The organism is Bordetella genomosp. 13, from assembly GCF_007679965.1.
Classification (GTDB): domain Bacteria; phylum Pseudomonadota; class Gammaproteobacteria; order Burkholderiales; family Burkholderiaceae_B; genus Bordetella.
Map to the genome: position 1 here is coordinate 174873 of NZ_VEHL01000010.1, position 20536 is coordinate 195408.

At 68.1% G+C, this 20536-nt stretch carries 23 protein-coding genes; 11 read left to right on the forward strand and 12 right to left on the reverse strand.

All coding sequences use genetic code 11. From position 1 onward, the window contains the following. Window positions 1–49: 49 nt before the first annotated feature. The 3 genes from FS845_RS22350 to FS845_RS22360 all read left to right on the forward strand — a co-directional run bounded on the left by FS845_RS22350 (window position 50) and on the right by FS845_RS22360 (window position 2383). Window positions 50–379 (forward strand): YqjD family protein, encoded by a 330-nt coding sequence (locus FS845_RS22350; RefSeq protein WP_144639485.1) that lies wholly within the window; start codon window positions 50–52, stop codon window positions 377–379. A gap of 18 nt (window positions 380–397) precedes the next feature. Next, on the forward strand, window positions 398–1279 hold the full coding sequence (ligD, locus tag FS845_RS22355) for a non-homologous end-joining DNA ligase (RefSeq protein ID WP_144639487.1): 882 nt from the start codon (window positions 398–400) through the stop codon (window positions 1277–1279). 117 nt (window positions 1280–1396) lie between these two features. Further along, complete coding sequence (locus FS845_RS22360) at window positions 1397–2383, forward strand: SDR family oxidoreductase (protein WP_144639489.1); 987 nt, start codon at window positions 1397–1399, stop codon at window positions 2381–2383. Between the two features lie 99 nt (window positions 2384–2482). Here FS845_RS22360 and FS845_RS22365 read toward each other — a convergent pair whose 3' ends face one another. From FS845_RS22365 to FS845_RS22385, 5 genes are all read right to left on the reverse strand, one after another. Then, the gene (locus FS845_RS22365) at window positions 2483–2752 is read right to left on the reverse strand and encodes a hypothetical protein (RefSeq protein ID WP_144639491.1); all 270 of its coding nucleotides are present in this window, start codon (window positions 2750–2752) and stop codon (window positions 2483–2485) included. A gap of 42 nt (window positions 2753–2794) precedes the next feature. After that, window positions 2795–3112 (reverse strand): hypothetical protein, encoded by a 318-nt coding sequence (locus tag FS845_RS22370; RefSeq protein WP_144639493.1) that lies wholly within the window; start codon window positions 3110–3112, stop codon window positions 2795–2797. Window positions 3113–3245: 133 nt separating this feature from the next. Next, on the reverse strand, window positions 3246–3590 hold the full coding sequence (locus FS845_RS22375; protein ID WP_144639495.1) for a YqjD family protein: 345 nt from the start codon (window positions 3588–3590) through the stop codon (window positions 3246–3248). A gap of 92 nt (window positions 3591–3682) precedes the next feature. Next, window positions 3683–5449 (reverse strand): thiamine pyrophosphate-requiring protein, encoded by a 1767-nt coding sequence (locus tag FS845_RS22380; protein WP_144639497.1) that lies wholly within the window; start codon window positions 5447–5449, stop codon window positions 3683–3685. 200 nt (window positions 5450–5649) lie between these two features. After that, on the reverse strand, window positions 5650–7041 hold the full coding sequence (locus FS845_RS22385) for a sigma-54-dependent transcriptional regulator (protein WP_144639499.1): 1392 nt from the start codon (window positions 7039–7041) through the stop codon (window positions 5650–5652). A 364-nt stretch (window positions 7042–7405) separates the two neighbouring features. Here FS845_RS22385 and FS845_RS22390 point away from each other — a divergent pair, with 364 nt between their 5' ends. Both FS845_RS22390 and FS845_RS22395 read left to right on the forward strand, forming a co-directional pair. Beyond that, window positions 7406–8320, forward strand: coding sequence for a sigma-54 interaction domain-containing protein (locus FS845_RS22390; RefSeq protein ID WP_409929329.1), 915 nt, complete (start codon window positions 7406–7408; stop codon window positions 8318–8320). A gap of 53 nt (window positions 8321–8373) precedes the next feature. Continuing rightward, window positions 8374–9834 carry an RNA polymerase factor sigma-54 gene (locus FS845_RS22395; protein WP_186332379.1) on the forward strand — a complete coding sequence of 487 codons (1461 nt, stop codon included), beginning with the start codon at window positions 8374–8376 and terminating at the stop codon, window positions 9832–9834. Window positions 9835–10017: 183 nt separating this feature from the next. Here the strand turns inward: FS845_RS22395 and FS845_RS22400 are convergent, their stop codons facing one another. Continuing rightward, window positions 10018–10440: a hypothetical protein gene (locus tag FS845_RS22400; RefSeq protein ID WP_144639505.1), complete on the reverse strand. Its 423-nt coding sequence runs from the start codon at window positions 10438–10440 to the stop codon at window positions 10018–10020. A gap of 275 nt (window positions 10441–10715) precedes the next feature. Between FS845_RS22400 and FS845_RS22405 the strand changes: the two genes are divergently transcribed. Then, entirely contained in the window at window positions 10716–11216 is a 501-nt protein-coding gene (locus FS845_RS22405) for a ferritin-like domain-containing protein (protein ID WP_144639507.1), read from the forward strand. 74 nt (window positions 11217–11290) lie between these two features. On the opposite strand, the gene FS845_RS22410 is transcribed toward FS845_RS22405, so the two are convergent. The 4 genes from FS845_RS22410 to FS845_RS22425 all read right to left on the reverse strand — a co-directional run bounded on the left by FS845_RS22410 (window position 11291) and on the right by FS845_RS22425 (window position 14452). After that, window positions 11291–11560, reverse strand: a complete 270-nt coding sequence (locus FS845_RS22410) for a DUF1488 family protein (protein WP_144639508.1) — start codon at window positions 11558–11560, stop codon at window positions 11291–11293. A gap of 34 nt (window positions 11561–11594) precedes the next feature. Beyond that, window positions 11595–12809, reverse strand: coding sequence for a zinc-dependent alcohol dehydrogenase (locus FS845_RS22415; protein ID WP_144639510.1), 1215 nt, complete (start codon window positions 12807–12809; stop codon window positions 11595–11597). A gap of 136 nt (window positions 12810–12945) precedes the next feature. After that, window positions 12946–13662 carry a TerC family protein gene (locus tag FS845_RS22420; RefSeq protein WP_144639512.1) on the reverse strand — a complete coding sequence of 239 codons (717 nt, stop codon included), beginning with the start codon at window positions 13660–13662 and terminating at the stop codon, window positions 12946–12948. A 115-nt stretch (window positions 13663–13777) separates the two neighbouring features. Further along, window positions 13778–14452 (reverse strand): DUF2076 domain-containing protein, encoded by a 675-nt coding sequence (locus FS845_RS22425; RefSeq protein ID WP_144639514.1) that lies wholly within the window; start codon window positions 14450–14452, stop codon window positions 13778–13780. Between the two features lie 240 nt (window positions 14453–14692). On the opposite strand from FS845_RS22425, the gene FS845_RS22430 reads away from it, so the two are divergent. Both FS845_RS22430 and asd read left to right on the forward strand, forming a co-directional pair. Next, a complete protein-coding gene (locus FS845_RS22430; protein WP_260986405.1) occupies window positions 14693–15226 on the forward strand; it encodes a hypothetical protein in 534 nt (177 codons plus the stop codon). A 66-nt stretch (window positions 15227–15292) separates the two neighbouring features. Continuing rightward, window positions 15293–16162: an archaetidylserine decarboxylase gene (gene asd / locus FS845_RS22435; RefSeq protein ID WP_144639516.1), complete on the forward strand. Its 870-nt coding sequence runs from the start codon at window positions 15293–15295 to the stop codon at window positions 16160–16162. Window positions 16163–16229: 67 nt separating this feature from the next. Here asd and FS845_RS22440 read toward each other — a convergent pair whose 3' ends face one another. Next, on the reverse strand, window positions 16230–17063 hold the full coding sequence (locus FS845_RS22440; RefSeq protein ID WP_144639518.1) for a MetQ/NlpA family ABC transporter substrate-binding protein: 834 nt from the start codon (window positions 17061–17063) through the stop codon (window positions 16230–16232). Window positions 17064–17150: 87 nt separating this feature from the next. Here FS845_RS22440 and FS845_RS22445 point away from each other — a divergent pair, with 87 nt between their 5' ends. From FS845_RS22445 to FS845_RS22455, 3 genes are all read left to right on the forward strand, one after another. Beyond that, window positions 17151–17528, forward strand: coding sequence for a DUF423 domain-containing protein (locus tag FS845_RS22445; RefSeq protein ID WP_144639520.1), 378 nt, complete (start codon window positions 17151–17153; stop codon window positions 17526–17528). Window positions 17529–17652: 124 nt separating this feature from the next. Then, on the forward strand, window positions 17653–18549 hold the full coding sequence (locus FS845_RS22450; RefSeq protein ID WP_260986406.1) for a DMT family transporter: 897 nt from the start codon (window positions 17653–17655) through the stop codon (window positions 18547–18549). A gap of 108 nt (window positions 18550–18657) precedes the next feature. Next, window positions 18658–19269 (forward strand): glutathione S-transferase family protein, encoded by a 612-nt coding sequence (locus tag FS845_RS22455; protein WP_144639522.1) that lies wholly within the window; start codon window positions 18658–18660, stop codon window positions 19267–19269. Window positions 19270–19507: 238 nt separating this feature from the next. On the opposite strand, the gene FS845_RS22460 is transcribed toward FS845_RS22455, so the two are convergent. Then, on the reverse strand, window positions 19508–20458 hold the full coding sequence (locus tag FS845_RS22460) for an N-carbamoyl-D-amino-acid hydrolase (RefSeq protein ID WP_144639524.1): 951 nt from the start codon (window positions 20456–20458) through the stop codon (window positions 19508–19510). Window positions 20459–20536: the final 78 nt, after the last annotated feature.

Below are 20536 nucleotides of genomic sequence, written 5' to 3' on the forward strand. Positions count from 1 at the left end.
ACCGCCCCGTGCAATTTCCGCACGGAGGCCGCCCAACCCAGGAGCACTCATGGACCTGCAAGATCGAGGCACGCTGTTTTCCGACGATGGCATGCGCACCCTGCGCAGCCGCACCGCCCGCCAGCAGCAATGGCTGGACGACCTGGACGCGATCCTGAACGACACCAGCAATACCGACGTGGAAGCCCTGCGCGCCCGCATCCAGGCGCAGTTGGGCAAGACCCGCGCGGCCTTCGATGCCCTGTCGGAAAGCACTACCGACCTGGCCTATGAAGCCCGCCAGTGCGCCGAGAATTACGTGCATGACCGCCCCTGGCAGTCGTTGGCCGCCGCCGCCGGCGTGGGCCTGCTGGTCGGCATGCTGATCGGCCGCAGCTGATCGAACGAGGCAGGGACGATGAAGGATTCGGTGCGCGGCGTCGCCATCTCCCACCCCGATCGCCAGGTCTTCAGCGATCCCGGCCTCACCAAACTCGAACTGGCGCGCTACTACGCGTCCGTGGCGGACCGCATGCTGCCCCACCTGCGAGAGCGCCGGTTGGTACTGTTGAAGTGTCCCGAAGGCGCCGACGACGCCTGCTTCGTGCAGCGCCACGAAGGCAGGCGCCTGCCCGAGGGAGTCTCGCTCAGCGAGGGCCACCTTGTCATACAGACCGCGCAGGGCCTGGTCGGGCTGGTGCAGCAGGGCGTGATCGAGTTCCATACCTGGGGCGCACGCGATGCGCAGGGCGCGCGGCCGGATCGCATCACCTTGGACCTGGACCCCGACGACAGCATCGGCTGGCCCGCCGTCGTCGACGCCGCGCGCGCGGCGCGCGAGCTGATGGAGCACGTGGGGCTGGTGCCCTTCCTCAAGACGACGGGCGGCAAGGGCCTGCATCTGGTGGCGCCCATCCGGCCCACGCAATCGTGGGACACGATCAAGGATCTCGCACGCCGCATGGCCGACCAGCTTGCCGCCGCCGCGCCGGACACCTTCATCGCCACCGCATCCAAGGCACGCCGCAAGGGCCTCGTCTTCGTCGACTACCTGCGCAACGGCGATGCCGCGTCGGCCGTGGCCGCGTGGTCCGTGCGAGCCCGCCCCGGCGCGCCGGTATCGATGCCGCTGGACTGGAAAGCCCTCGACCCCGGCCACGACCTGCGCGGCGCGGCGTTCAACGTGCGCAATGCGCTGGAACATGCCCAGGGCCGGGCCGACCCATGGCGCGGCTATGCCGACTCGCGACGCTCGGTGGGACCGCGCATGCAGCAGCGCCTGCCCGAGAGACCCGCCTGACGGGCAGCGCCAGTTGTCGCGCGCGTCAATCGCGTCGTCCTGCGCCTGGCGCCGCACGCGGGCATGCACCTTGCGACTTTGCGTCGGTCTCACACCCATCACGCACAGGAGCGCCCCATGGCATCGAAGCAAGGTCCCCACAGCCACACCGAACCGGCCGCCGAGGCCCAACGAAAAATCCAGCGTGAGCAGGACGCGCGCGACGCCGCCAACTCGGGCGGCAAAGGCGGCGACAGCAGTCCGCCCTCGGGAGGCCGCCCCACGCCGCCCCTGCCCGCGCAGCACCTGGAGAAGCCCGGCGTCGAAGCCGACCTGCAGGAAGCCCCGCAATTCATGGCCCCCGACTATCGCGGCAGCGGCAAGCTGGCGGGCAAGGTCGCGCTGATCACGGGCGGCGATTCCGGCATCGGCCGCGCGGTAGCCGTCCTGTATGCGCGCGAGGGCGCGGACGTCGCCATCGTCTATCTGAACGAGGACATCGATGCAAAGGAGACCGCCGGATACGTCGAGGAAGAAGGCCAGCGCTGCCTGCTCATCCCCGGCGACGTGCGCGACCCGGCATTCTGCCGCGAGGCCGTCGAACGCACCGTGAAGGAGCTGGGCAAGCTCGACATCCTGGTCAACAACGCCGCATTCCAGGAGCACGCCGAATCGCTGCTGGACCTCACCGACGAACGCCTGGACCAGACCTTCCAGACCAATATCCGCGGCTACATCCAGATGGCGCGCGCGGCGCTGCCGCACCTGAGCATCGGTTCGTCCATCATCAACACGGGCTCGGTCACCGGGCTGCGGGGCAGCGCGCAACTGCTGGACTACTCCAGCACCAAGGGCGCCATCCATGCCTTCACGTGGTCGCTGGCCGCCAACCTGGCGCCTCATGGAATCCGCGTCAATGCAGTAGCCCCTGGCCCGGTGTGGACGCCGCTGAATCCGGCGGATCGCCCGCCGGAAGGCGTGGAAAAATTCGGAGAGCAGACCGTGATGGGCCGGCCCGCCCAACCGGAAGAACTGTCGCCGGCCTACGTGTTCCTGGCCAGCCATGCCTGCGCCAGCTATATCACGGGCCTGGTGCTGCCGATCACGGGGTCGCCGGGGTTTTGAGGGGCCGGCGGCGGCCAGGCCGCGCTGGCAGGGCTGCCGGCGGCTCGAAGCACGCTGCCGGTGCGGCCCGCGAGGCCACGCGGCTGCACGCCGGTCGTCCTAAGACCGACCGCCGCCAGACCCGGATCGATTGTCCACCGGCGGCGCCCCAGGTGTCTGCCGCCCGGGATCCGCCACGTCCTCGGGATCGGCCCCCGGCGGGATCTTCACCTTCGACGCCATGCTGTTGGGGTCGACGGGACGGTTATTCAGCGACCGTTCGCTGCTCTTCTCCTGCGAACGGCCTTCGTCCGGCCGGCTTTCGGAATGTTCCTCGCCGGACCGCGACGCTTCGCGCCGCCCGGAGTCCTTGTCAATGGAACTGGCCATCTCGGCTCTCCTTGCTGAGTGACGGGCAGCGCGCGGCCACGCCTATCCGCGTTCGCGCCGTCCGTGGGTGGGGTCGGAGGCGCCGGTGTCCTGGCTGGACGTGCCGTTGCCTTCCTGGGCGCCCGGATAACGGCCGCCCTGCTCGTACTCCGGTCCCTTGGGATTGGCGCGGCCGCCCTGTCCCGGGTTGGGCTTCTCGCCCTGCGACCGTCCGAAATCCGGCTCGTCGGCGCCGAACGTTCCGCTCTTGCGGGCGTGCTCTTCGTGGCTCGGCGCCTTCTCGCGCGGCTGGCGCGGATCGCCGCCCCCCTTCCTGCCGGCATCGGCCGCGAACTTCCTGGTCGCATTGTCGTCGTGCATGGCCTCTCTCCTTCCGATGTGACTCGGCGCGGCGCCTGCCGGCCTGCAAAGGCGGGCAGGCGCCGCGCCGCCATGAATTTCTTACCAGGGCGTGTAAAGCGGGGCGGGGCCAGCGGCCCCCGCCCCCCGTCGATCAACGGCGGCGGCCGTTGCCGCTGCTGCTGCACATCAGCACGATACCGGCCAGCAGGCCCAACGCCAGGCCCACGCCGATGACCTTGCCAGTGTTCTCCTGCACGTAGGTGCCGGCGTTGTCGGCCAGGCGGTGGTAGCGGTCGACGGCGGACCGCTCCCACACGCCGGCGTGTTCGCGTGCGCGTTCCATCTGCTGCTTCAGGCGGTCGCGAGCGGATTCCATCTCGGCGCCGCCGTACGACGCGGTGGCGCGCAGCAGGTCATCGGCGCTGTCCGTCAGGTCGCGCAGGCTGCGCTTGACGCGACGACGGGATTCGGAAACACGGTCTTCACGAAAAAACATCGATCTTCTCCTTCTGCAGGTTGCGCACGGCCCGCAGACGGCCGTGCGGGAACCGGCCCTGTCAGCAAGCGCCGTGCCGCACTTTTTTCACGCTATGAGGCCCACCATTGCTTCAGCGTGGCCCGCAAGGCCGCGCCGCCCTTCGCGTCGCCACGCAATGCCTGCAGATATGCCTTGACCTGCTTGAACTCGACGTGCGGCGGCAGCGGCGGGATTTCGGGATCCGCGCGCACCTCGATCACCGTGGGGCGGTCGGCGCGCAGGGCCTGGTCCCACGCCGGTCCCACCTCGCCGGGTCGCTCGACCTCGATGCCCTCCAGCCCCAGCAGCCGCCCGTATGCGGCATACGGAAAGGCCGGCAGGAACTGCGATGCCTCGTAGCGTGGACTGCCCGAGGTCACCCGCTGCTCCCACGTCACCAGGTTCAGGTCGCCGTTGTTCAGCACCAGCACCACCAGCCGCGGATCGCGCCACTGCTTCCAGCGATCGGCGATGGTGATCAGTTCGTTGATGCCGTTCATCTGCATGGCACCATCGCCCACCAGCGCGATCACCGGCCGGTCCGGATGCGCCAGCTTGGCAGCCAATGCGTATGGCACCGCGCAGCCCATGGTGGCCAGCCCGCCCGATACCGAGGCCATCATGCCGGGACGCAGCTTAACGTCGCGCGCGTACCAGTTGGTGGCGGACCCGGAATCGCATGCGATGATGCTGTCGTCGGGCAACCGCGAGGACAATTCCCAGAACGGCAGTTGCGGGTTCACAGGCTTGGCCTCGACCTGGGCGCGTGCCTGCAGCGTCTGCCACCAGCGCGCCACGCGCGTCTCGATCTGCTCGCGCCACTTGCGGCCGGCCTTGCGCCGCAACAGCGGGATCAGCGCGGCCAGCGTCATCCGGCTGTCGCCCACCAGGCCCACCTCCACCGGGTAGCGCAGGTTCAGGTTGCGGCCGTCCACGTCGATCTGCACCGCGCGCGCCTGCCCTTCCTTCGGCAGGAACTCCCCATACGGAAACGACGTGCCCACCAGCAGCAGCGTGTCGCACTCGTTCATCAGGTGCCAGCTGGGCTGCGTGCCCAGCAGCCCGATCGAACCCGTGACGTAAGGCAGGTCGTCCGCGACCACGCCCTTGCCCAGCAGAGCCTTGGCCACGCCCGCGCCCAGCAGCTCGGCCACTTCCATCACCTCCTGCCCTGCCTGCAGCGCGCCCGCGCCCACCAGCATGGCGACGCGCTCGCCGCGGTTCAGGATGTCCGCGGCATTTTCCAGCGCCTGGCGGTTGGGCACGGCCGCATGCGAGGTCACGCCGATGCCCGTGAGCACCATGCCGTGCTCGCGCGGCGGCGCCTCGACCGCGGGCAGCTCCTGCACGTCGTTGGGCAGGATCACGCACGTCACCGCGCGCCGCTCCAGCGCGATGCGCAGCGCCCGGTCGATCAGGTGGCGCACCTGCGCGGCGTCCGACGCCTGCTGCACGTAGTCGTGCGCCACGTCCTTGAACAGGGCCACGAGGTCGACCTCCTGCTGGTAGTCGCCGCCCAGCGCGCTGCGCGCCTGCTGGCCCACGATGGCCACCACGGGCTGGTGATCCAGCTTGGCGTCGTACAGGCCATTGAGCAGGTGGATGGCCCCGGGGCCCGAGGTCGCCATGCACACGCCCACCTGCCCGGTGTACTTGGCGTGCGCGCACGCCATGAAAGCAGCCGCCTCTTCATGGCGCGGCTGCACGAATTCGATGCCGTGATCGGCGCGGCCCAGCGCCGCCATCATGCCGTTGATGCCGTCGCCCGGATAGCCGTAGACGCGGCGGATGCCCCATTGCGCCAGGCGGCGCACGATGAAATCGGAAACGGTGTCCATGCGGTACTCCAGAAAGGACACGCCCGCGGGCGGCGGGCGCATGCCCGGGGCCCCGCAAGGGCCATGCCGCGCGCTGCCATCGCGACTCTGCGGCAGGCGGAAGACCGTTTCCGCTATCGCGTAACGCCACGCAAATCTGAGTAACGAAAAAAGCGGCGGGCCTGTCAGGCCCGCCGCCTTTCGTAATGCGACCTATCGCGTCACTCGCGCGCCGGCTCCTTGCCCGCCGCGTCAGCATCCTTGTCGTCGGTCAGATACCCCGTCAGCTCGTACTCTTCCAGCCGGTTGTAGAGCGTCTTGGCGCTGATGCCCAGCACCTCGGCGGCCTGCTTCTTCACGCCGCCACAGCGCTCCAGCGTGGCCAGGATCAGTCGCCGGTCGGCCTCGGCCAGCGTCACGCCCACCGGCACGGTGATGCGGCCGTTGCCCTGGTCGCGGCCCGCGCCGGGCGAGACCTGCGGCATCAGCATGTCGGCCTGCAGTTCGGTGCCGTCGGCCATGATGTACGCGCGCCGAACGAAATTCTTCAGTTCGCGCACGTTGCCCGGCCAGGCATACGAGCTGATGGCCTGCTTGGCCGCCTCGGAGAAGCGCTTGGACGTGCCGTGCTCGGCGTTCTGCGCGTCCAGGAAACGGTCGGCAAGCAGCAGCACATCGTCGCCGCGCTCGCGCAGCGGCGGCAGATTGATGGGGAACACGCTCAGGCGGTAGTACAGATCCTGGCGCAGCCGCCCTTCGCGCACGGCCTGCTCGGGATCTCGGTTGGTGGCGGCCACCACGCGCACGTCGCACGAGATGTCCTTGTTGGTGCCCACGCGCATGAAGCGGCCGGTCTCCAGCACGCGCAGCAGCTTGACCTGCAGGTCCAGCGGCATCTCGGTGACTTCGTCCAGGAACAGCGTGCCCCGGTCGGCCCGCTCGAAGTAGCCCTTGTGCTGGCGTTCGGCGCCGGTGAAGCTGCCGCGCTCGTGGCCGAACAGTTCGCTTTCGATCAGGTTGGGCGAGATCGCGCCGCAGTTCACGGCAACGAACGATTCCTTGCGGCGCGGGCTGAGCGCATGCACCGCATGGGCGGCCAGTTCCTTGCCGGTGCCGCTTTCGCCCACGAGCATCGTGGTGACGTCGGTCGGCGCCACGCGGCGCAGTTGCTGATAGAGCTGCTCCATCAGCGGCGACGCGCCCACCAGCTGGCCCAGGCGGCCGGGCTCCTGCACGGTCCAGCCGGTCGAGGCATCGCCCGCCTGGCTGGCGACGCGGTCCAGGATTTGCTGAAGACGCTCCATGGACACCGGCTTGACCAGGTAGTCGGTGGCCCCGCAACGCAGGGCTTCGACGGCGCTGTCCAGGCTGCCATAGCCGGTGATCACCACCACCGGCACGCTGGCGCCGGCAATTTTTTCAAAGATGTCCATGCCGCTGGCGCCTGGCAGGCGCACGTCGGTCAACACCAGATCGGGCAGATGGCGCTCGAACTGCAGGTAAGCCTCTTTCAGCGAGGCGGCGCCGGCAACCGAGTAGCCGCTTTCACGGGCGATCTCCGACAGGACATCCCGTACGTCTTCATCATCGTCGACGATCAACAGATGAGGCATTGATACTCCGTAACCCTTGAGCCTGAATGAATGTTTGCGTGGCGGGGCCCGCCAGACGTCCATCAGATGAACGATTGGCCGGCACCGATGCGAAATAAATGCTTTTGCAACGCCCACGTCGGGTGGGCGCTCGTGTCGGAAGTCCAGCGTACAACGTCAAACGTATTTTGGACGTAAACAATCGAGACAAGGGACGAACGTTTTCGCTTTCTTGCATTTGGTCTCAGGTTTGGAAGAGCCTGGGCCTAAGATTTGCTGAAGGGCTGCAACCCGCTGCCTGCCTAGGATGTGCCGCATGTTGAAAGATACTCCGCCCCGCCAGGATACCGCCACCGACGCCCTCACCCTGGGCCGCAGTCCCGCCATGCGCGAACTGCAGGCCCTGGTCGAGCGCGCCGCGCCCACCGACGCCAGCGTATTTCTCGTCGGCGAAAGCGGCACTGGCAAGGACATGCTGGCGCAGCGCATCCACGCCGCGAGCGATCGCCGCGATGGCCCCTATATTGCCCTGAATTGCGGCGCAGTGAGTTCCACCCTGGCGCACGCCGAACTGTTCGGCCACGAGAAAGGCAGCTTCACCGGCGCACTGGCCCGCACGCCCGGCTATTTCGAACATGCCAGCGGCGGCACGCTGTTCCTGGACGAACTGACCGAAATGCCGATCGACATGCAGGCGCACTTCCTGCGCGTGCTCGAGACCGGCACGTACCGCCGCGTGGGTGGCACCGACGTGCTGCGCACCAACGTGCGCATCATCTCCGCCACCAATCGCGACCCGCAGGAAGCCGTGGCGGAAGGCCGCCTGCGCGAGGACCTGCTGCATCGCCTGCTGGTCATTCCGATGCGCGTACCGCCGCTGCGCGAGCGCCGCGAGGACATCGCCTTCCTGGCCGAGACCATGCTGGACGACCTGAACCGCCGCTACGGAACGAGCAAGCGGATGGGCAAGCGCCTGCTCGAGGCCATGGATACCTACGAATGGCCGGGCAACGTGCGCGAACTTCGCAACGTCGTGCAACGCGCCTACCTGATGTGTGACGAGGTGCTGCACTACGACCTGGTCTCGTCCACCCGCACCCCGCCGCCCGACCGCGGCTCGGATTCGCTGGCCTTCGCGGTCGGCACCCCGCTGAGCGAAGCCCAGCGCGAACTGATTTCCGCCACGCTGGCCCTGCATCACGGCGACAAGCGGCGCGCCGCCGCCACGCTGGGCATCAGCCTGAAGACCCTCTACAACCGTTTGAACGCTTATGGGCTGGACGCCCAGGGCGCGGCCTGAAGGAGACCGACACCGGCCGCGTCCGCCGCCCGTGTAACGCCTAGGAGAACCCCGTGGCACATGCCGCACAAGAACTACGCATGCGCCAGCAGACCCTGCTGGCACCGCGCCTGCAGCAGTCCATCCGGCTGCTGCAGATGTCCTCGCTCGAGTTCACCACCGCCGTGCAGGACGCACTGGCAACCAACCCTTTCCTGGAAGATGGCGAAGAGGCCGAGCAGTCCAACGGCGCCGCCCCCAGCCAGGAAGGCGCCGCCGGCGAAGACAGCGCACCCGCCGCTGCCGCCGAATCCACCTCCGAACCGCAAGCCGATTACACCGACTCGCCCCTGCCGCAGACCGACGGCGCAGGCTATTCGGGAGACTATCCCACCCATGTCCGCAACGACGGCGGTCCCGCCGCGGACCTCAGCCAATGGATCGCGGCGCCCGTGTCGTTGCGCCAGCGCCTGTCCAGCGAACTGGGCAATTACCCTCTGACCGTGCGCGACCGCCTGCTGGCCGAATTCATCGTCGACGCGCTCGACGAGGACGGCTATCTGCACACCAGCATGGAAGAACTGGCAGGCTCGGCCGCGTTCGACCCGGCGCCCGACTCCTCCGAATGGACCGCGGCCTTGAAGCTGGTGCAGCAGCTCGACGTGCCCGGCCTGGCCGCGCGCGACCTGATCGAATGCCTGTCGCTGCAGATCTACGCACGCGACGAAGCGCCCGAAGAACTGCGCGAGGCCGCGCTGGCCATCGTGCGCAACCATCTGGACCGCCTGGCCCGCAACGACCTGCCCGGCCTGCAGCGCGCCCTGGGCGCCGATGCAGACCTGGTGCAATGCGCCTGCGAACTGGTGCGCAGCCTGGATCCGAAGCCGGGCCGCCGGTATGCCTCCGATGCGCCCAACTATGTGGTGCCCGACGTCATCGTCACCAAGGTGCGATCGCGCTGGCAGGTCGTGGCGAACCGCCACGCCATGCCGCAGGCGCGCCTGAACCGCACCTACGCGGACCTGTTCCACCGCGCCCGCATGGACGAGCGCAGCCCCATGGCGCAGGAACTGCAGGAAGCGCGCTGGCTGGTGCGCAACGTGGAACAGCGCTACATCACCATCCGCCGCGTCGCCGAGGCCATCGTGCGCCGCCAGCAGACTTTCTTCGAATACGGCGACGTGGCGCTGCGCCCGCTGATGCTGCGCGACGTGGCCGACGAGCTGGAAATGCATGAATCCACGGTGTCGCGCGCCACGGCCAACAAGTACATGATCACGCCGCGCGGGCTGTACGAGTTCCGCCATTTCTTCTCGCGCGAGCTGGGCACGGATACGGGCGGCTCGTGCTCGGCCGCGGCGGTGCGTGCGCTGATCAAGGAATACATCGAGGAGGAAGATCCTCGCATGCCGCTGTCCGACGTGGTCCTGGCGCAGCGGCTGGCCAGCAACGGCGTGGTGGTGGCGCGGCGCACCGTGTCCAAGTACCGCATCCAGATGAAGGTGCCGCCTGCCGAAATGCGCCGCCAGGCCTGAACGGACGGCGATCGATCGAAAGGCGACGGCCCTGCCGTCGCCTTTTTTGTGCCTCCGCACGGAGTACATGGTGCTTCACGGGGGTCATGAAAAAACCCTTCCACCAGGGAAGGGTTTTTTGCGGCGGGGCAGTGCAGACCCAGGCCGCGCACGGCGGATTCACGATCCGCCCGGTGGCAGGAATTACTTCGAGCCGCCCGTGTTGGGGTATCCCGGCGGGGGCGAAGCGCCCTGGGGCGAGCCGGCCGGCAGGTTGTCGTTGGCTTCGCGGTGGCGCGGCGCCATCGTCGTGCCCTGAACCGGGGTGCCCTGGCCGGACACGTGAGCGCCGTTCGACGACGACCAGGTGCCAGTGCTGCTCTGACCCTGCGTGGGCGGACCGCCGGCGGTGGCGTCGGTCGGCGCGGCCGGCTGGCGGCCCGGGGCGGGCGGCGTACCAGGCTGGGTGGCCGTGGAATCATTCGGCGTCTTGGACGGCGAATTCGGCATCGGCGCAGTCTGTTGCGTCGAGGAGGAGGTCTGCGCGATCGCAGCGCCGCCAACCAACATGCCGCCGGCAACCATGGCGGCAGCGAGCACTTCAGTCAGATGTTTCCTGGATTTCATGAGCAGGCTCCTTGGAAGGTTGAACTGAATCCACTTATCCGCAAGCCCTGTGCCTGGCTCTTCGTTTCCCCAGCGAAGCGGGCGCTCGCATCGCCTGCTGCCCAGGACTACCGGAGGAATTTACCGACGCGTGCAAATATCGGGCATCCCGCGGCGAAGCGGGCGCGTACGGCAATTCCGGCCACGCGCGGCACGATGGGAACAGCGGTTGCGCCCACATTCGCGGACATCCGGGGACCCAGCGTCCCCACACTCCCACCGCTACGGAGAACACCATGGCCAAGACTGCCAGGACCCTGCAGGACCTCTTCATCCACGAACTATCCGACATCTACAGCGCGGAGAAGCAATTGACCCGCGCCCTGCCCAAGCTGGCCCGCGCCGCCACCGAACCCAAGCTGGCCGAGGCCTTTCGCGCCCATCTGGAAGAAACGCAGCACCAGGTCGAACGCATCGACCGCATCGTCCAGCAAGGCGACATCAAGCTCAAGCGCATGAAATGCCTGGCCATGGAGGGCCTGGTGGCCGAGAGCGCGGAGATCATCGAGGACACCGAGGAAGGCCCCGTGCGCGACGCCGGCCTGATCGCCGCCGCGCAGAAGGTGGAACACTACGAGATCTCGGGCTACGGCACGCTGTGCACCTTTGCCAAGCTGCTCGGCATGACCAGCGCGTTGACGCTGTTGATGGAAACGATGGCGGAGGAGAAAGGCGCCGATGCCAAGCTGACGACGCTGGCCGAGGCCCAGACCAACCTGAAGGCCGCGAAGGCCTGAGGCGCATACGGCCCTGGAAAGACAAACCGCCCCATCGCGGGGCGGTTCCATGGCATGCCAGGTCTGGCGCGCCGCTATGTCTTCTCCTCGAAGTCGCCGGTTCCCAGTTCGATCACTCCTTCCGCCGGCACCCACTGCGTGCGCTTGGCCAGTTCGCGGATCGGTTCGCGCGCACGCTCGAATGCACGCAACAGCTCGCTGCCCGTGCCGTCGGCCGCGCCGAAGCGCTCGCGCAGCACGTCTCCCGATATCTCGAACGGCCGGACCACGCCGCCCGTCTCCAGCGAAAACATGACGTCGTCGCCCCGTACCTGGGCGCCGGTTTCTTCGGCAAACTGACCCATGATGTTCCTCCTGTTATGGGTTCAAACCAACGATTCACCGCGCGGCGGCTGACGCCGGCGGCAAAAGCTCCACCTTCAGCCAGCCGGGCTGGCGGGTGTCGAAGGCCTCATAGGCGGCGATGGCGGACGTCAGCGGCTCCTGCTGCGTCAGCAGGGCCAGCGGATCGATCGTCCCGCGCTGGACCAGATCCAGCAGCATCGGGATGTACTTCCGATGATTGCAATTGCCCATGCGGATCGTCAGGTTCTTGTTCATCGCCATGCCGATGGGAAACGCCTTGTCGGCAGGCGGATACACGCCGATGATCGACAGCACGCCCGCCTTGGCAAGGCCCTGCACCGCCCACTCCAGCGCCTGCGCGGGGGCATTGCCCGGCACCCAGTTCTCCCCGTCGGGCTGCGCATGCGGCGCCAGTTCCTGGGAAAGCTTCTCCTGCTGGCGGGCCTGCTCGCCGTGGTCATCATGCGCATGCTGCGCATCCACGCCCACCGCGTCGATGGCGCAATCCACGCCGATCCCACCGGTCAGCTGGCGCAGCACCTCCACCGGATCCTCGGCATTGAAGTCGATCACCTCGGCGCCCTGCTCGCGCGCCTTGTCCAGACGGTCCGGCCTGCCATCGATCGCGAAGATCCGTCCGGCCTTCATCAGCTTCGCCGACGCGATGGCGAACTGGCCGACCGGCCCGCAGCCGAACACCGCGACGCTATGGCCGGGCTTGATCTCGGCCATGTCGGCGCCGAAGTACCCCGTCGGAAAGATGTCCGACAGCATCAGGGCCTGATCGTCGCTGACCCCTTCGGGAATCTTCACCAGGTTGACGCTGGCATAGGGAACGCGGGCCAGTTCGGCCTGCAGGCCGTTGAACGGCCCGGTCTGCTTCGGCCCGCCGAAGAACGACGTGCCGGCCAGCTTGCCATTGGGATTGACCGTGTCGCACTGCGAGTAATAGCCCGCCCGGCAATAGGAGCAATGGCCGCAGCCCAGGGTGGAAGGAATCACCACCCGGTCGCCGACCTTGAAATTCCGTACCCCGGGGCCCAGCGACGCGATCACGCTCACGCCTTCGTGCCCGAGGATCGTACCCGGCTCGACGCCCTCCACGGTGCCGCGTATGAAGTGCAGGTCGGTGCCGCAGATCGCTGTGCGCGTCAGCCGTACGATGGCGTCCGTGTCCTGCTCGATCCGCGGATCCGGCACGTCTTCGATATGGATGTCGCCGATGCCGTGGAAGACAACCGCTTTCATGGCGCTCTCCTTGCAAAAAAAACGGGCGATTCGCCCTTGGGGACGAACCGCCCGTGGGACAGGGTCTCGCGGACCCCTCATCCCTGGATGCGTCGCAAGCGGCATGCCGGCGGCCCAGGCCGCCGGGCATGCGGCATTACGCCGACTTCGAGGCCGCGACGGCGGCCGTCTTGCGACTGGCGAACAGACGGCCCAGGCCGACCACCAGCAGCGCGCCGATGATCTCGGCGGCGATCTTCACGGCGCCCGACACTTCGCCGAAGTGCTCGACCACGACCACGTCGGTGACCAGCATGCCGCCCGCGATCCAGCCCAGCAGCGCCGCGCCCAGCGTGATGACCAGCGGATAACGGTCGATCAGCTTCAGGACCAGCGTGCTGCCCCAGATGATGATGGGCACGCTGATGACCAGGCCGAAGATGACCAGGCCGATCTGATGATCCGGGTTCGCATTCTGCGCCGCGCCGGCGATGGCGATGACGTTGTCCAGGCTCATGACGAAGTCGGCCACGATGATGGTCTTGACCGCGCCCCAGACCGAGGCCCCGCCCTTGATCTTGTCGTGTGCGTCATCCTCGGGAATCAGCAGCTTCACACCCACCCACAGCAGCAGCAGCGCGCCCACCACCTTCAGGTAGGGAATCGTCAGCAGCGTCAGCGCGAAGGCAATGAGCACCACGCGCAAGCCGATGGCGCCGGCCGTGCCCCACAAGATGCCCTGCATGCGCTGCTTGGGCTCGAGGTTGCGGCAGGCCAGCGCGATGACCACCGCGTTGTCCCCGCCCAGCAGGATGTCGATGAGAATGATCTGGAATACCGCCGCCCAGCTCAGGGTCTGAAAAAACTCGAGCACGTCTTACCTCCCGGGAATATCTTGTGCTTGTAGATTGAAGTGGCCGGCCTCCTCCATGGCCGCCGGCCGCAAGACACGGGCATGCTGCGTCAGCATACCCGCGGAAAGGGTGGAATCAAATATCGTCCATGCCGCCGTCGTCGAAGCCGCCATCGAAGCCGCCATCGTCATGGCCGGCCGGGTCGTTCGCGGCATCCTGCGCCGAAGCATCCTGGGCCGGCTCGGCCGGCGGCTGCGCCGCATGGGCATCGTTGCCGCCGAACATGCCGCCCAGCAGATTGCCCAGCATCATGCCGCCCGCCACGCCCACCGCGGTCTGCATGGCGCCGGCCAGGAAGCCGCCGCCACCGCCCGCGCTGCGCCCGAAGCCGGTCGACAGGCCGCCGGCCGGAGCGGCAGGCGCCCCCGCGCCCGCGCCGGGCGCGCCGCCGAAGCCCATGCCGGGCGCGGCGCCGCCGGCAGCCGTGCCGCGCTCGCCCAGGGCGCCGACGCTGCGGCCAAAGCCCTGCGAGCCGCCCAGCGGAGCGAAGCCGCGGCCGGTCGCGTCGGCGCCCTGCCCCGGCTGGCCTTGCGGGTTGCCTTCGAGCTGGGCGATGCGCTGCTGCGCGGCCTTCAAGGCCTGCTCCTGCACCATGACCGTCTGCGCCAGGTAATAAGCGGAACCGGGTTGTGCGGCGAGCCTGTCGCCGATATAGCGTTCGGCCTCGCCGTCACGGGGCGCGCCCTGGCGCTCCACGTCCTGCAGGCGGGTGAAAATGCTCTCGATCGCGTCGCGGTCCTGTTGATTCATGAAAGGCTCCTCATATGCTTCTCGGCGGAAACCCGCCGCGGGTCCGGCCACCCCCGGCACCACCAAGGGGCGCCAGTGTAGCCTTTCTTACATAAACCTGAATAGGAGCTTTCGGCCTGGGGAAAAGTTCCGGCCACCCCGCGGGCCGATCGCGCCGTTGGTTGGTAAAATTCGTTACAAGTTTGCAGGCTTGGGCTAAAATCGCATTGCCGAACGCCGGCCATCCTTACAGCGAGCCCCATGAGCAACACCGCAAGCCCTTCGCGCACCATCTTCGTCTATACCGAAGAGCAGCGCGGCAACCAACTCGTCGAATCCGTGGTCATCGGAATGATTTCCGACGTGTCCGGGTCCGAGAAGCTCATCGTCGTCAAGGACCCTCAAAGTGGAGTCCAATTCGTCTACCGTGTCCAGCACGAGACGAACAATCTCGACGCGGCCGCCATCACCGACCTGCCCGCCTCGTCGTTCGACGGCCGCGGCTCCACTCAGTTCAGCGCCATCAACTTCCGGTTGGGCACGCCCGAGAACGCGCTGCGCCTGCTGCGCGGCAAGACGCACTGGATCCAGGACAAGGGCTGTGTGCTGTCGGTGCTGCTGCAGAACGCGGCCGCGCGCCGTCCCATCCTCATCGGCCGCCACATCCAGCGCGACCGCATCACCCGGATCCCGCGCGACTCGCCCATCGAATACCTGGCCGACCGCTTCGCCGGCGGCGACACGCTGGCCGCCCCGTCCACTGCCGCCGTCGCGGACGGCACCCCGGAGCCCTGACGCGGACGCGGCGCCGGTTACACTAACGGGTTCGACGCTCTGACGCGCAGCCGCCATTCCCCGTCCATGCCCACCAAAGACTCGCTCTTCCTGGCCAGCCAGTACCTCGCGCCGCACCACATGGTCTCGCGCCTGGCGGGCGCCTTCGCCGAAAGCCGCGTGCCGTGGCTGAAGAATCGCCTGATCGGCAATTTCGTGCGCAATTACGGCGTCAACATGAGCGAGGCGCTGCTCGAAGACCCGCTGGCCTACGAGAACTTCAACGCCTTCTTCACGCGTGCCCTGAAGAGCGGCGCGCGCCCGGCCTCCAACGCGCCGGGCGCGGTGCTCTGTCCGGCCGATGGCAGCATCAGCCAGTTGGGCGCCATCGACCAGGACCGCATCTTCCAGGCCAAGGGCCATTCGTACGGCCTGACCGACCTGCTGGGCGGCGATGCCCGGCGCGCCGAGCCCTACGCGGGCGGCTCGTTCGCCACCATCTACCTGTCGCCCAGCGACTACCACCGCGTGCACATGCCGGCCGCGGGCACCCTGCGCGAGATGATCTACGTGCCCGGGAAGCTGTTCTCGGTGAATCCGCTGACCGCGCGCAACGTGCCGGGCCTGTTCGCGCGCAACGAGCGCGTGGTGTGCCTGTTCGACACCCCGGAATTCGGCCCCATGGCCCTCGTGCTGGTGGGCGCCATGATCGTCGCGTCCGTCGAGACCGTGTGGGCCGGCCGCATCACGCCGCACCGCGGCCAGGTCGAAAGCACGCGTTACGACCCCGCCGACCCGGTCCCCGTGCACCTGGCCAAGGGCGCCGAGATGGGCCGCTTCTTCCTGGGCTCGACCGTGGTGGTGCTGTTCGGCCCCGACCGCGTGCGCTGGGCCGGCGACACGGCCGCTGCCGGCCGCACCGTGCGCATGGGCGAACTGCTGGGCCTGCCGGCCTGAGCCCGCCGGGCCGCGCAAGGGCAAGGCCCGGAATGCCCGCCGCGCAGGCCCGCCGCGCCAGGTACGGCTAGCGCGCCGGCGTTTCCCACGGGAAGTCGATCAGTTCGCCGTACAGCTTGCGCAGCGTGGCCTTCACCTGCGGCGATTCCTGGTAAATCTTGATGAACTGGCGCAGGCGAGGATCGTCCGCGTGGTCGGCGCGCGCCACCCAGCGGATGGCGTAGCGCTTCACGGTGTCGGCATCGGTGTTGTCGAAGGCCAGGCCGTCCTTCTCGTCGATGCCGGCATGCTTGGCGAAGGTGGTATAGGTGACCGACGCCGTCACGTCGTCGAAGGTGCGCGCCGACTGCGAGCCTTCCAGCTGCACGATGCGCAGCTTGCGCGGATTGCCCACCACGTCCTGCAGCGTGGCCTGGTGGCCCGTGCCGGGGCGCAGCTGCACCAGCCCGATCGACTGCAGCAGCAGCAGCGCGCGGCCGGTGTTGACCGGGTCGTTGGGCACCGCGATGGTGGCGCCCTCGGGCACCGCGTCGCCGCGCTTGAGCTTCTTCGAGAACAGCCCGATGGTGGTCGAGTAGCCGTAGGCCACCGGCACCAGCTCGGCGCCCCGGTTCTTGTTGAACAACTGCAGGAAGGGCTCGTGCTGGAAGAAGTTGGCGTCGATCGAGCCGTCCGCCACCGCGATGTTGGGCAGCACCCAGTCGCTGAACTCCACCAGCTTCACCTCCAGGCCCTGCTTGCGCGCCTCCTGGATGGCGATCTCGGTGGCCTGGTTGGCAACACTGGCGATCACGCCGACCCGCAACGGGGCGGTGGGCGACGCGGCCTGGGCGGCCACGCCGGCCCCCAGCAGCACGGCGGCCAGCCCGAGGCGGCGCAGGACAATATGGAAACGCGGCATGGAAAATTTCCTGGGATGAGCGGAAGGGGCATGGGCCCGATCCCGCTATCATAGGCGGCTTGCCGCGTACCACCCTGGATTTCCCTCATGACCGACAGACATCTCGTAGTCCTCGCCGCCCTGAACATGATCGCCGCCGTGGGCGCCGGCGCGTTCGGCGCGCACGGCCTGCGCGCAGCGCTGTCGCAGGATCTGCTGGCCGTCTGGCAGACCGGCGTGCTGTATCACCTGGTGCACGCGCTGGGCCTGTTCGTCGTCGCGCTGCTGCTGGCGCGATACGGCTCGCCCCTGCTGTCGACCGCCGGCCTGGTCATGTTCGTGGGCATCGTGCTGTTCTGCGGCAGCCTGTACGTGCTGGCCCTGACGGGCACGCGCTGGCTGGGCGCGGTCACGCCGCTGGGCGGCGTGGCCTTCCTGGCCGCCTGGGCCATGGTGGCGTGGTCCGCCTGGCGGGCCCAGGCATGACGAGGCGGCGCGTCCCGTCCGCCCGCCGCGATGCCGGCCCGCTCGGCGCCATGGCATCTCCCTCGGCCGGTACGGCCGACGCATCGGCAACCCTCCGATTCCGCAGTACCAAGGCGCAGCACCCGTGACTCCCGCCGCAACACAACGCTCGCCGCTGGCGGGCATCGCCTGCGTGAGCGCGGGCGTCATGTTCCTGACCATCAGCGACGCCACCGCCAAGCTGCTGGGCGAACACTACAGCCCGCCACAGATCCTGTTCCTGCGCGCGCTGATCGCCCTGCCCATCGTGTTGCTGGTGACCGCCAGCCTGGGCGGCCGTCGCGCCCTGCGCACGCAGCACCCCTGGCTGCACCTGACGCGCGGCGCCATCAACGTCGTGTCCGCCGGCTGTTTCTACCTCGGCCTGGCCGCCATGCCGCTGGCCGAGGCCACCGCCATCTCGTACGCCGCGCCCATGTTCGTCACCGCGCTGTCCGTGCTGCTGCTGAAAGAGCGCGTGGACGGCCCGCGCTGGCTGGCCGTGGCCGCCGGCTTCGCCGGCGTGCTGGTCATCGTGCAACCCGGCTCGGCCAGCTTCCAGCCGGCGGCGCTGCTGCCGCTGACCACCGCCGTGCTGTATGCCGTCATGATGATCACCGCGCGCGCCATCGGCAGCGGCGAAGGCATGCTCACCACCATGTTCTACATCGTGGCCGCCCAGCTGGTTGCCAGCGCGGTGCTGGCGCCCTGGTTCTGGTCGCCGGTGCAACTGGCCGACCTGCCGCGCTTCGGCGCCGTGGCGGTGTTCAGCACGCTCGGCCTCACCTTCATCACCCAGGGCTTTCGCATCGGCCCGGCGTCGGTGGTGGCGCCCTACGACTACACGGGCCTGCTGTGGGCCACCCTGCTGGGCTGGCTGATCTGGCGCGACGCGCCGGGGCTGGCCGTGTGCGTGGGCGCGATCTTCATCGCGGGCAGCGGCGTGTACATCGCCTGGCGCGAGGCCCGGCCCCGCCAGCGGCGCGCGGGCCGCGCGGCGTAGGCGCCGGGGTCGTACGGCGCAGGCACGAGGCAGCGCGCGCCATCCGGCAGGCGTACCATAGCGGCCGGTACTGCCACCGCCATCGTCACCGCCAAAGAGGACACCTCCATGAAGCTGTACTACCTGCCGGGCGCCTGCTCGCTGACCATCCACATCGCCGTCAAATGGGCCGGCCTGCCCTGCGAATTGCACCAGGTCGAACGCGACAAGCTGAAATCGCCCGAATACCTGGCCATCAGCCCGCTGGGCGCCGTGCCGGCCCTGGACGACGACGGGTGGACGCTGACCCAGAACGTCGCCATCCTGGAATACCTGAACGAAAAGTCGCCCAAGGCCGGCCTGATGGGCAACGACTCGCCGCGCGGCCGCGCCGAAGCCCGCCGCTGGCTGGCCTTCATCAATTCCGACGTGCACAAGACCTACTCGGTGCTGTTCGGCGCCCAGCGCTATGCGGCCTCGGACGACTCCCAGGAAGAACTGCGCGCCTCCGCCAGGAAGATGCTGCGCAACCTGTACACGGTGATCGACACCCACCTGAAGGGCCGCGATTACCTGGCCGCCGACAAGCCCTGCGCGGCGGACGCCTACCTGTTCGTCACGCTGCGCTGGGCGCGCGGCAAGATCGATCTCGACGGCCTGGACAACCTCGCCGCGCACACCGAACGCATGAAGGCCGACCCGGGCGTGCAGGCCGCGATGAAGGAAGAAGGCCTGGAGTGATCCAGCCGGATTTTCCGCGATAGCAAGAAAATCGGCCGGGCATATTGGACTGCCTCGGAAGCGGGACCCAGGTCCCGGTTTCCGAAAGGCAGGCCATGATGCCCGGCCGTTCCCTTTCTTTTGTTTTACTGCGGTGCTGCTTCGCCTTGCTTGACTGCCTTTGCTGCGTTTACTGCATTTACTGCTGTTGTTGCCTTGCTCGATTGCAGAGCCCGCCCAGCCGGGCGGGCAGGCAAACTCATTCCACCGGATTGCGCGGCAGCGCGGGGCCGGGGCCCACGCGTTCGGTGATCAGCGAATAGTGCTCGGGGCGGCGGTGGCGCGCGAAGTCGAACACGTTCTTGCGGAAGGTGTCGCCCAGGCCCAGGTCGGCGTTGACCACCAGCACTTCGTCGTCCTCGGTGACCGCCTGCGCGGCGATCTCGCCGGTGGGCGCCACGATGACCGAACCGCCGATCATGTGGAAACCGTCCTCCGCGCCGCACTTGGCGGCGGCGGCCGCCCACACGCAGTTCTGGTAGGCGCTGGCCTGCAGCGTGATCAGGTGGTGGTGCATGCGCAGGTGCACGGGCTCGGGCCAGTGGATGTTGACCGACGGGGTGTTGTAGCCCAGCACCACGATCTCGGCGCTCTGCAGCGACATCATGCGCCACGTCTCGGGCCAGCGGCGGTCATTGCACAGGGCCATGCCGATGCGCGCGCCCATCGTGTCCCACACGCCGAAGGGCTCGTCGCCCACGTTGAAGAACTTCTTCTCCAGATGCTGGAACGGCGCGTCGGGCTTGTGGTCGTCGTGGCCCGGCAGATGAATCTTGCGGTACTTGCCCACGATCCTGCCCTGCTCGTCCACCAGGATGGCCGTGTTGTACGGCACGCCCTGAGGGGTCAGCTCGGCATAGCCCAGGTAGAAGCCCACGCCCAGGCGGCGCGCGTCGTCGAACAGCGGCTGCACATCGGGGTTGGGCATCGCCGCCTCGAAGAAACGGGCCTGCGCCTCGCTGTCTTCCATCCAGTAGCGCGGGAAGAACGTGGTCAGCGCCAGTTCCGGGAACACGACCATCTTCGCGCCGCGGCCATGGGCCTCGGCCAGCATGTCGCGCAGGCGCTTCACCACCACGGCGCGCGTGTCGGCCAGGTGCACAGGACCCATCTGCGCCACGGCCAATCCGATCTTGCGCTTGTCTGCCATCTTTTTTCTTCCTTGCGTTGCATTATCTCGATCAGTGCGCAGCATGCCGTGTGTCGCGCCATCCGTAAAACCCCCCGG

What these genes read in the sequence shown, in the direction of transcription:
- FS845_RS22350 (WP_144639485.1), top strand. Translation starts at nt 50, where the DNA reads ATGGACCTGCAAGATCGAGGCACGCTGTTTTCCGACGATGGCATGCGC.
- ligD (WP_144639487.1), top strand. Translation starts at nt 398, where the DNA reads ATGAAGGATTCGGTGCGCGGCGTCGCCATCTCCCACCCCGATCGCCAG.
- FS845_RS22360 (WP_144639489.1), top strand. Translation starts at nt 1,397, where the DNA reads ATGGCATCGAAGCAAGGTCCCCACAGCCACACCGAACCGGCCGCCGAG.
- FS845_RS22365 (WP_144639491.1), bottom strand. Translation starts at nt 2,752, where the DNA reads ATGGCCAGTTCCATTGACAAGGACTCCGGGCGGCGCGAAGCGTCGCGG.
- FS845_RS22370 (WP_144639493.1), bottom strand. Translation starts at nt 3,112, where the DNA reads ATGCACGACGACAATGCGACCAGGAAGTTCGCGGCCGATGCCGGCAGG.
- FS845_RS22375 (WP_144639495.1), bottom strand. Translation starts at nt 3,590, where the DNA reads ATGTTTTTTCGTGAAGACCGTGTTTCCGAATCCCGTCGTCGCGTCAAG.
- FS845_RS22380 (WP_144639497.1), bottom strand. Translation starts at nt 5,449, where the DNA reads ATGGACACCGTTTCCGATTTCATCGTGCGCCGCCTGGCGCAATGGGGC.
- FS845_RS22385 (WP_144639499.1), bottom strand. Translation starts at nt 7,041, where the DNA reads ATGCCTCATCTGTTGATCGTCGACGATGATGAAGACGTACGGGATGTC.
- FS845_RS22390 (WP_409929329.1), top strand. Translation starts at nt 7,406, where the DNA reads ATGCGCGAACTGCAGGCCCTGGTCGAGCGCGCCGCGCCCACCGACGCC.
- FS845_RS22400 (WP_144639505.1), bottom strand. Translation starts at nt 10,440, where the DNA reads ATGAAATCCAGGAAACATCTGACTGAAGTGCTCGCTGCCGCCATGGTT.
- FS845_RS22405 (WP_144639507.1), top strand. Translation starts at nt 10,716, where the DNA reads ATGGCCAAGACTGCCAGGACCCTGCAGGACCTCTTCATCCACGAACTA.
- FS845_RS22410 (WP_144639508.1), bottom strand. Translation starts at nt 11,560, where the DNA reads ATGGGTCAGTTTGCCGAAGAAACCGGCGCCCAGGTACGGGGCGACGAC.
- FS845_RS22415 (WP_144639510.1), bottom strand. Translation starts at nt 12,809, where the DNA reads ATGAAAGCGGTTGTCTTCCACGGCATCGGCGACATCCATATCGAAGAC.
- FS845_RS22425 (WP_144639514.1), bottom strand. Translation starts at nt 14,452, where the DNA reads ATGAATCAACAGGACCGCGACGCGATCGAGAGCATTTTCACCCGCCTG.
- FS845_RS22430 (WP_260986405.1), top strand. Translation starts at nt 14,693, where the DNA reads ATGAGCAACACCGCAAGCCCTTCGCGCACCATCTTCGTCTATACCGAA.
- asd (WP_144639516.1), top strand. Translation starts at nt 15,293, where the DNA reads ATGCCCACCAAAGACTCGCTCTTCCTGGCCAGCCAGTACCTCGCGCCG.
- FS845_RS22440 (WP_144639518.1), bottom strand. Translation starts at nt 17,063, where the DNA reads ATGCCGCGTTTCCATATTGTCCTGCGCCGCCTCGGGCTGGCCGCCGTG.
- FS845_RS22445 (WP_144639520.1), top strand. Translation starts at nt 17,151, where the DNA reads ATGACCGACAGACATCTCGTAGTCCTCGCCGCCCTGAACATGATCGCC.
- FS845_RS22455 (WP_144639522.1), top strand. Translation starts at nt 18,658, where the DNA reads ATGAAGCTGTACTACCTGCCGGGCGCCTGCTCGCTGACCATCCACATC.
- FS845_RS22460 (WP_144639524.1), bottom strand. Translation starts at nt 20,458, where the DNA reads ATGGCAGACAAGCGCAAGATCGGATTGGCCGTGGCGCAGATGGGTCCT.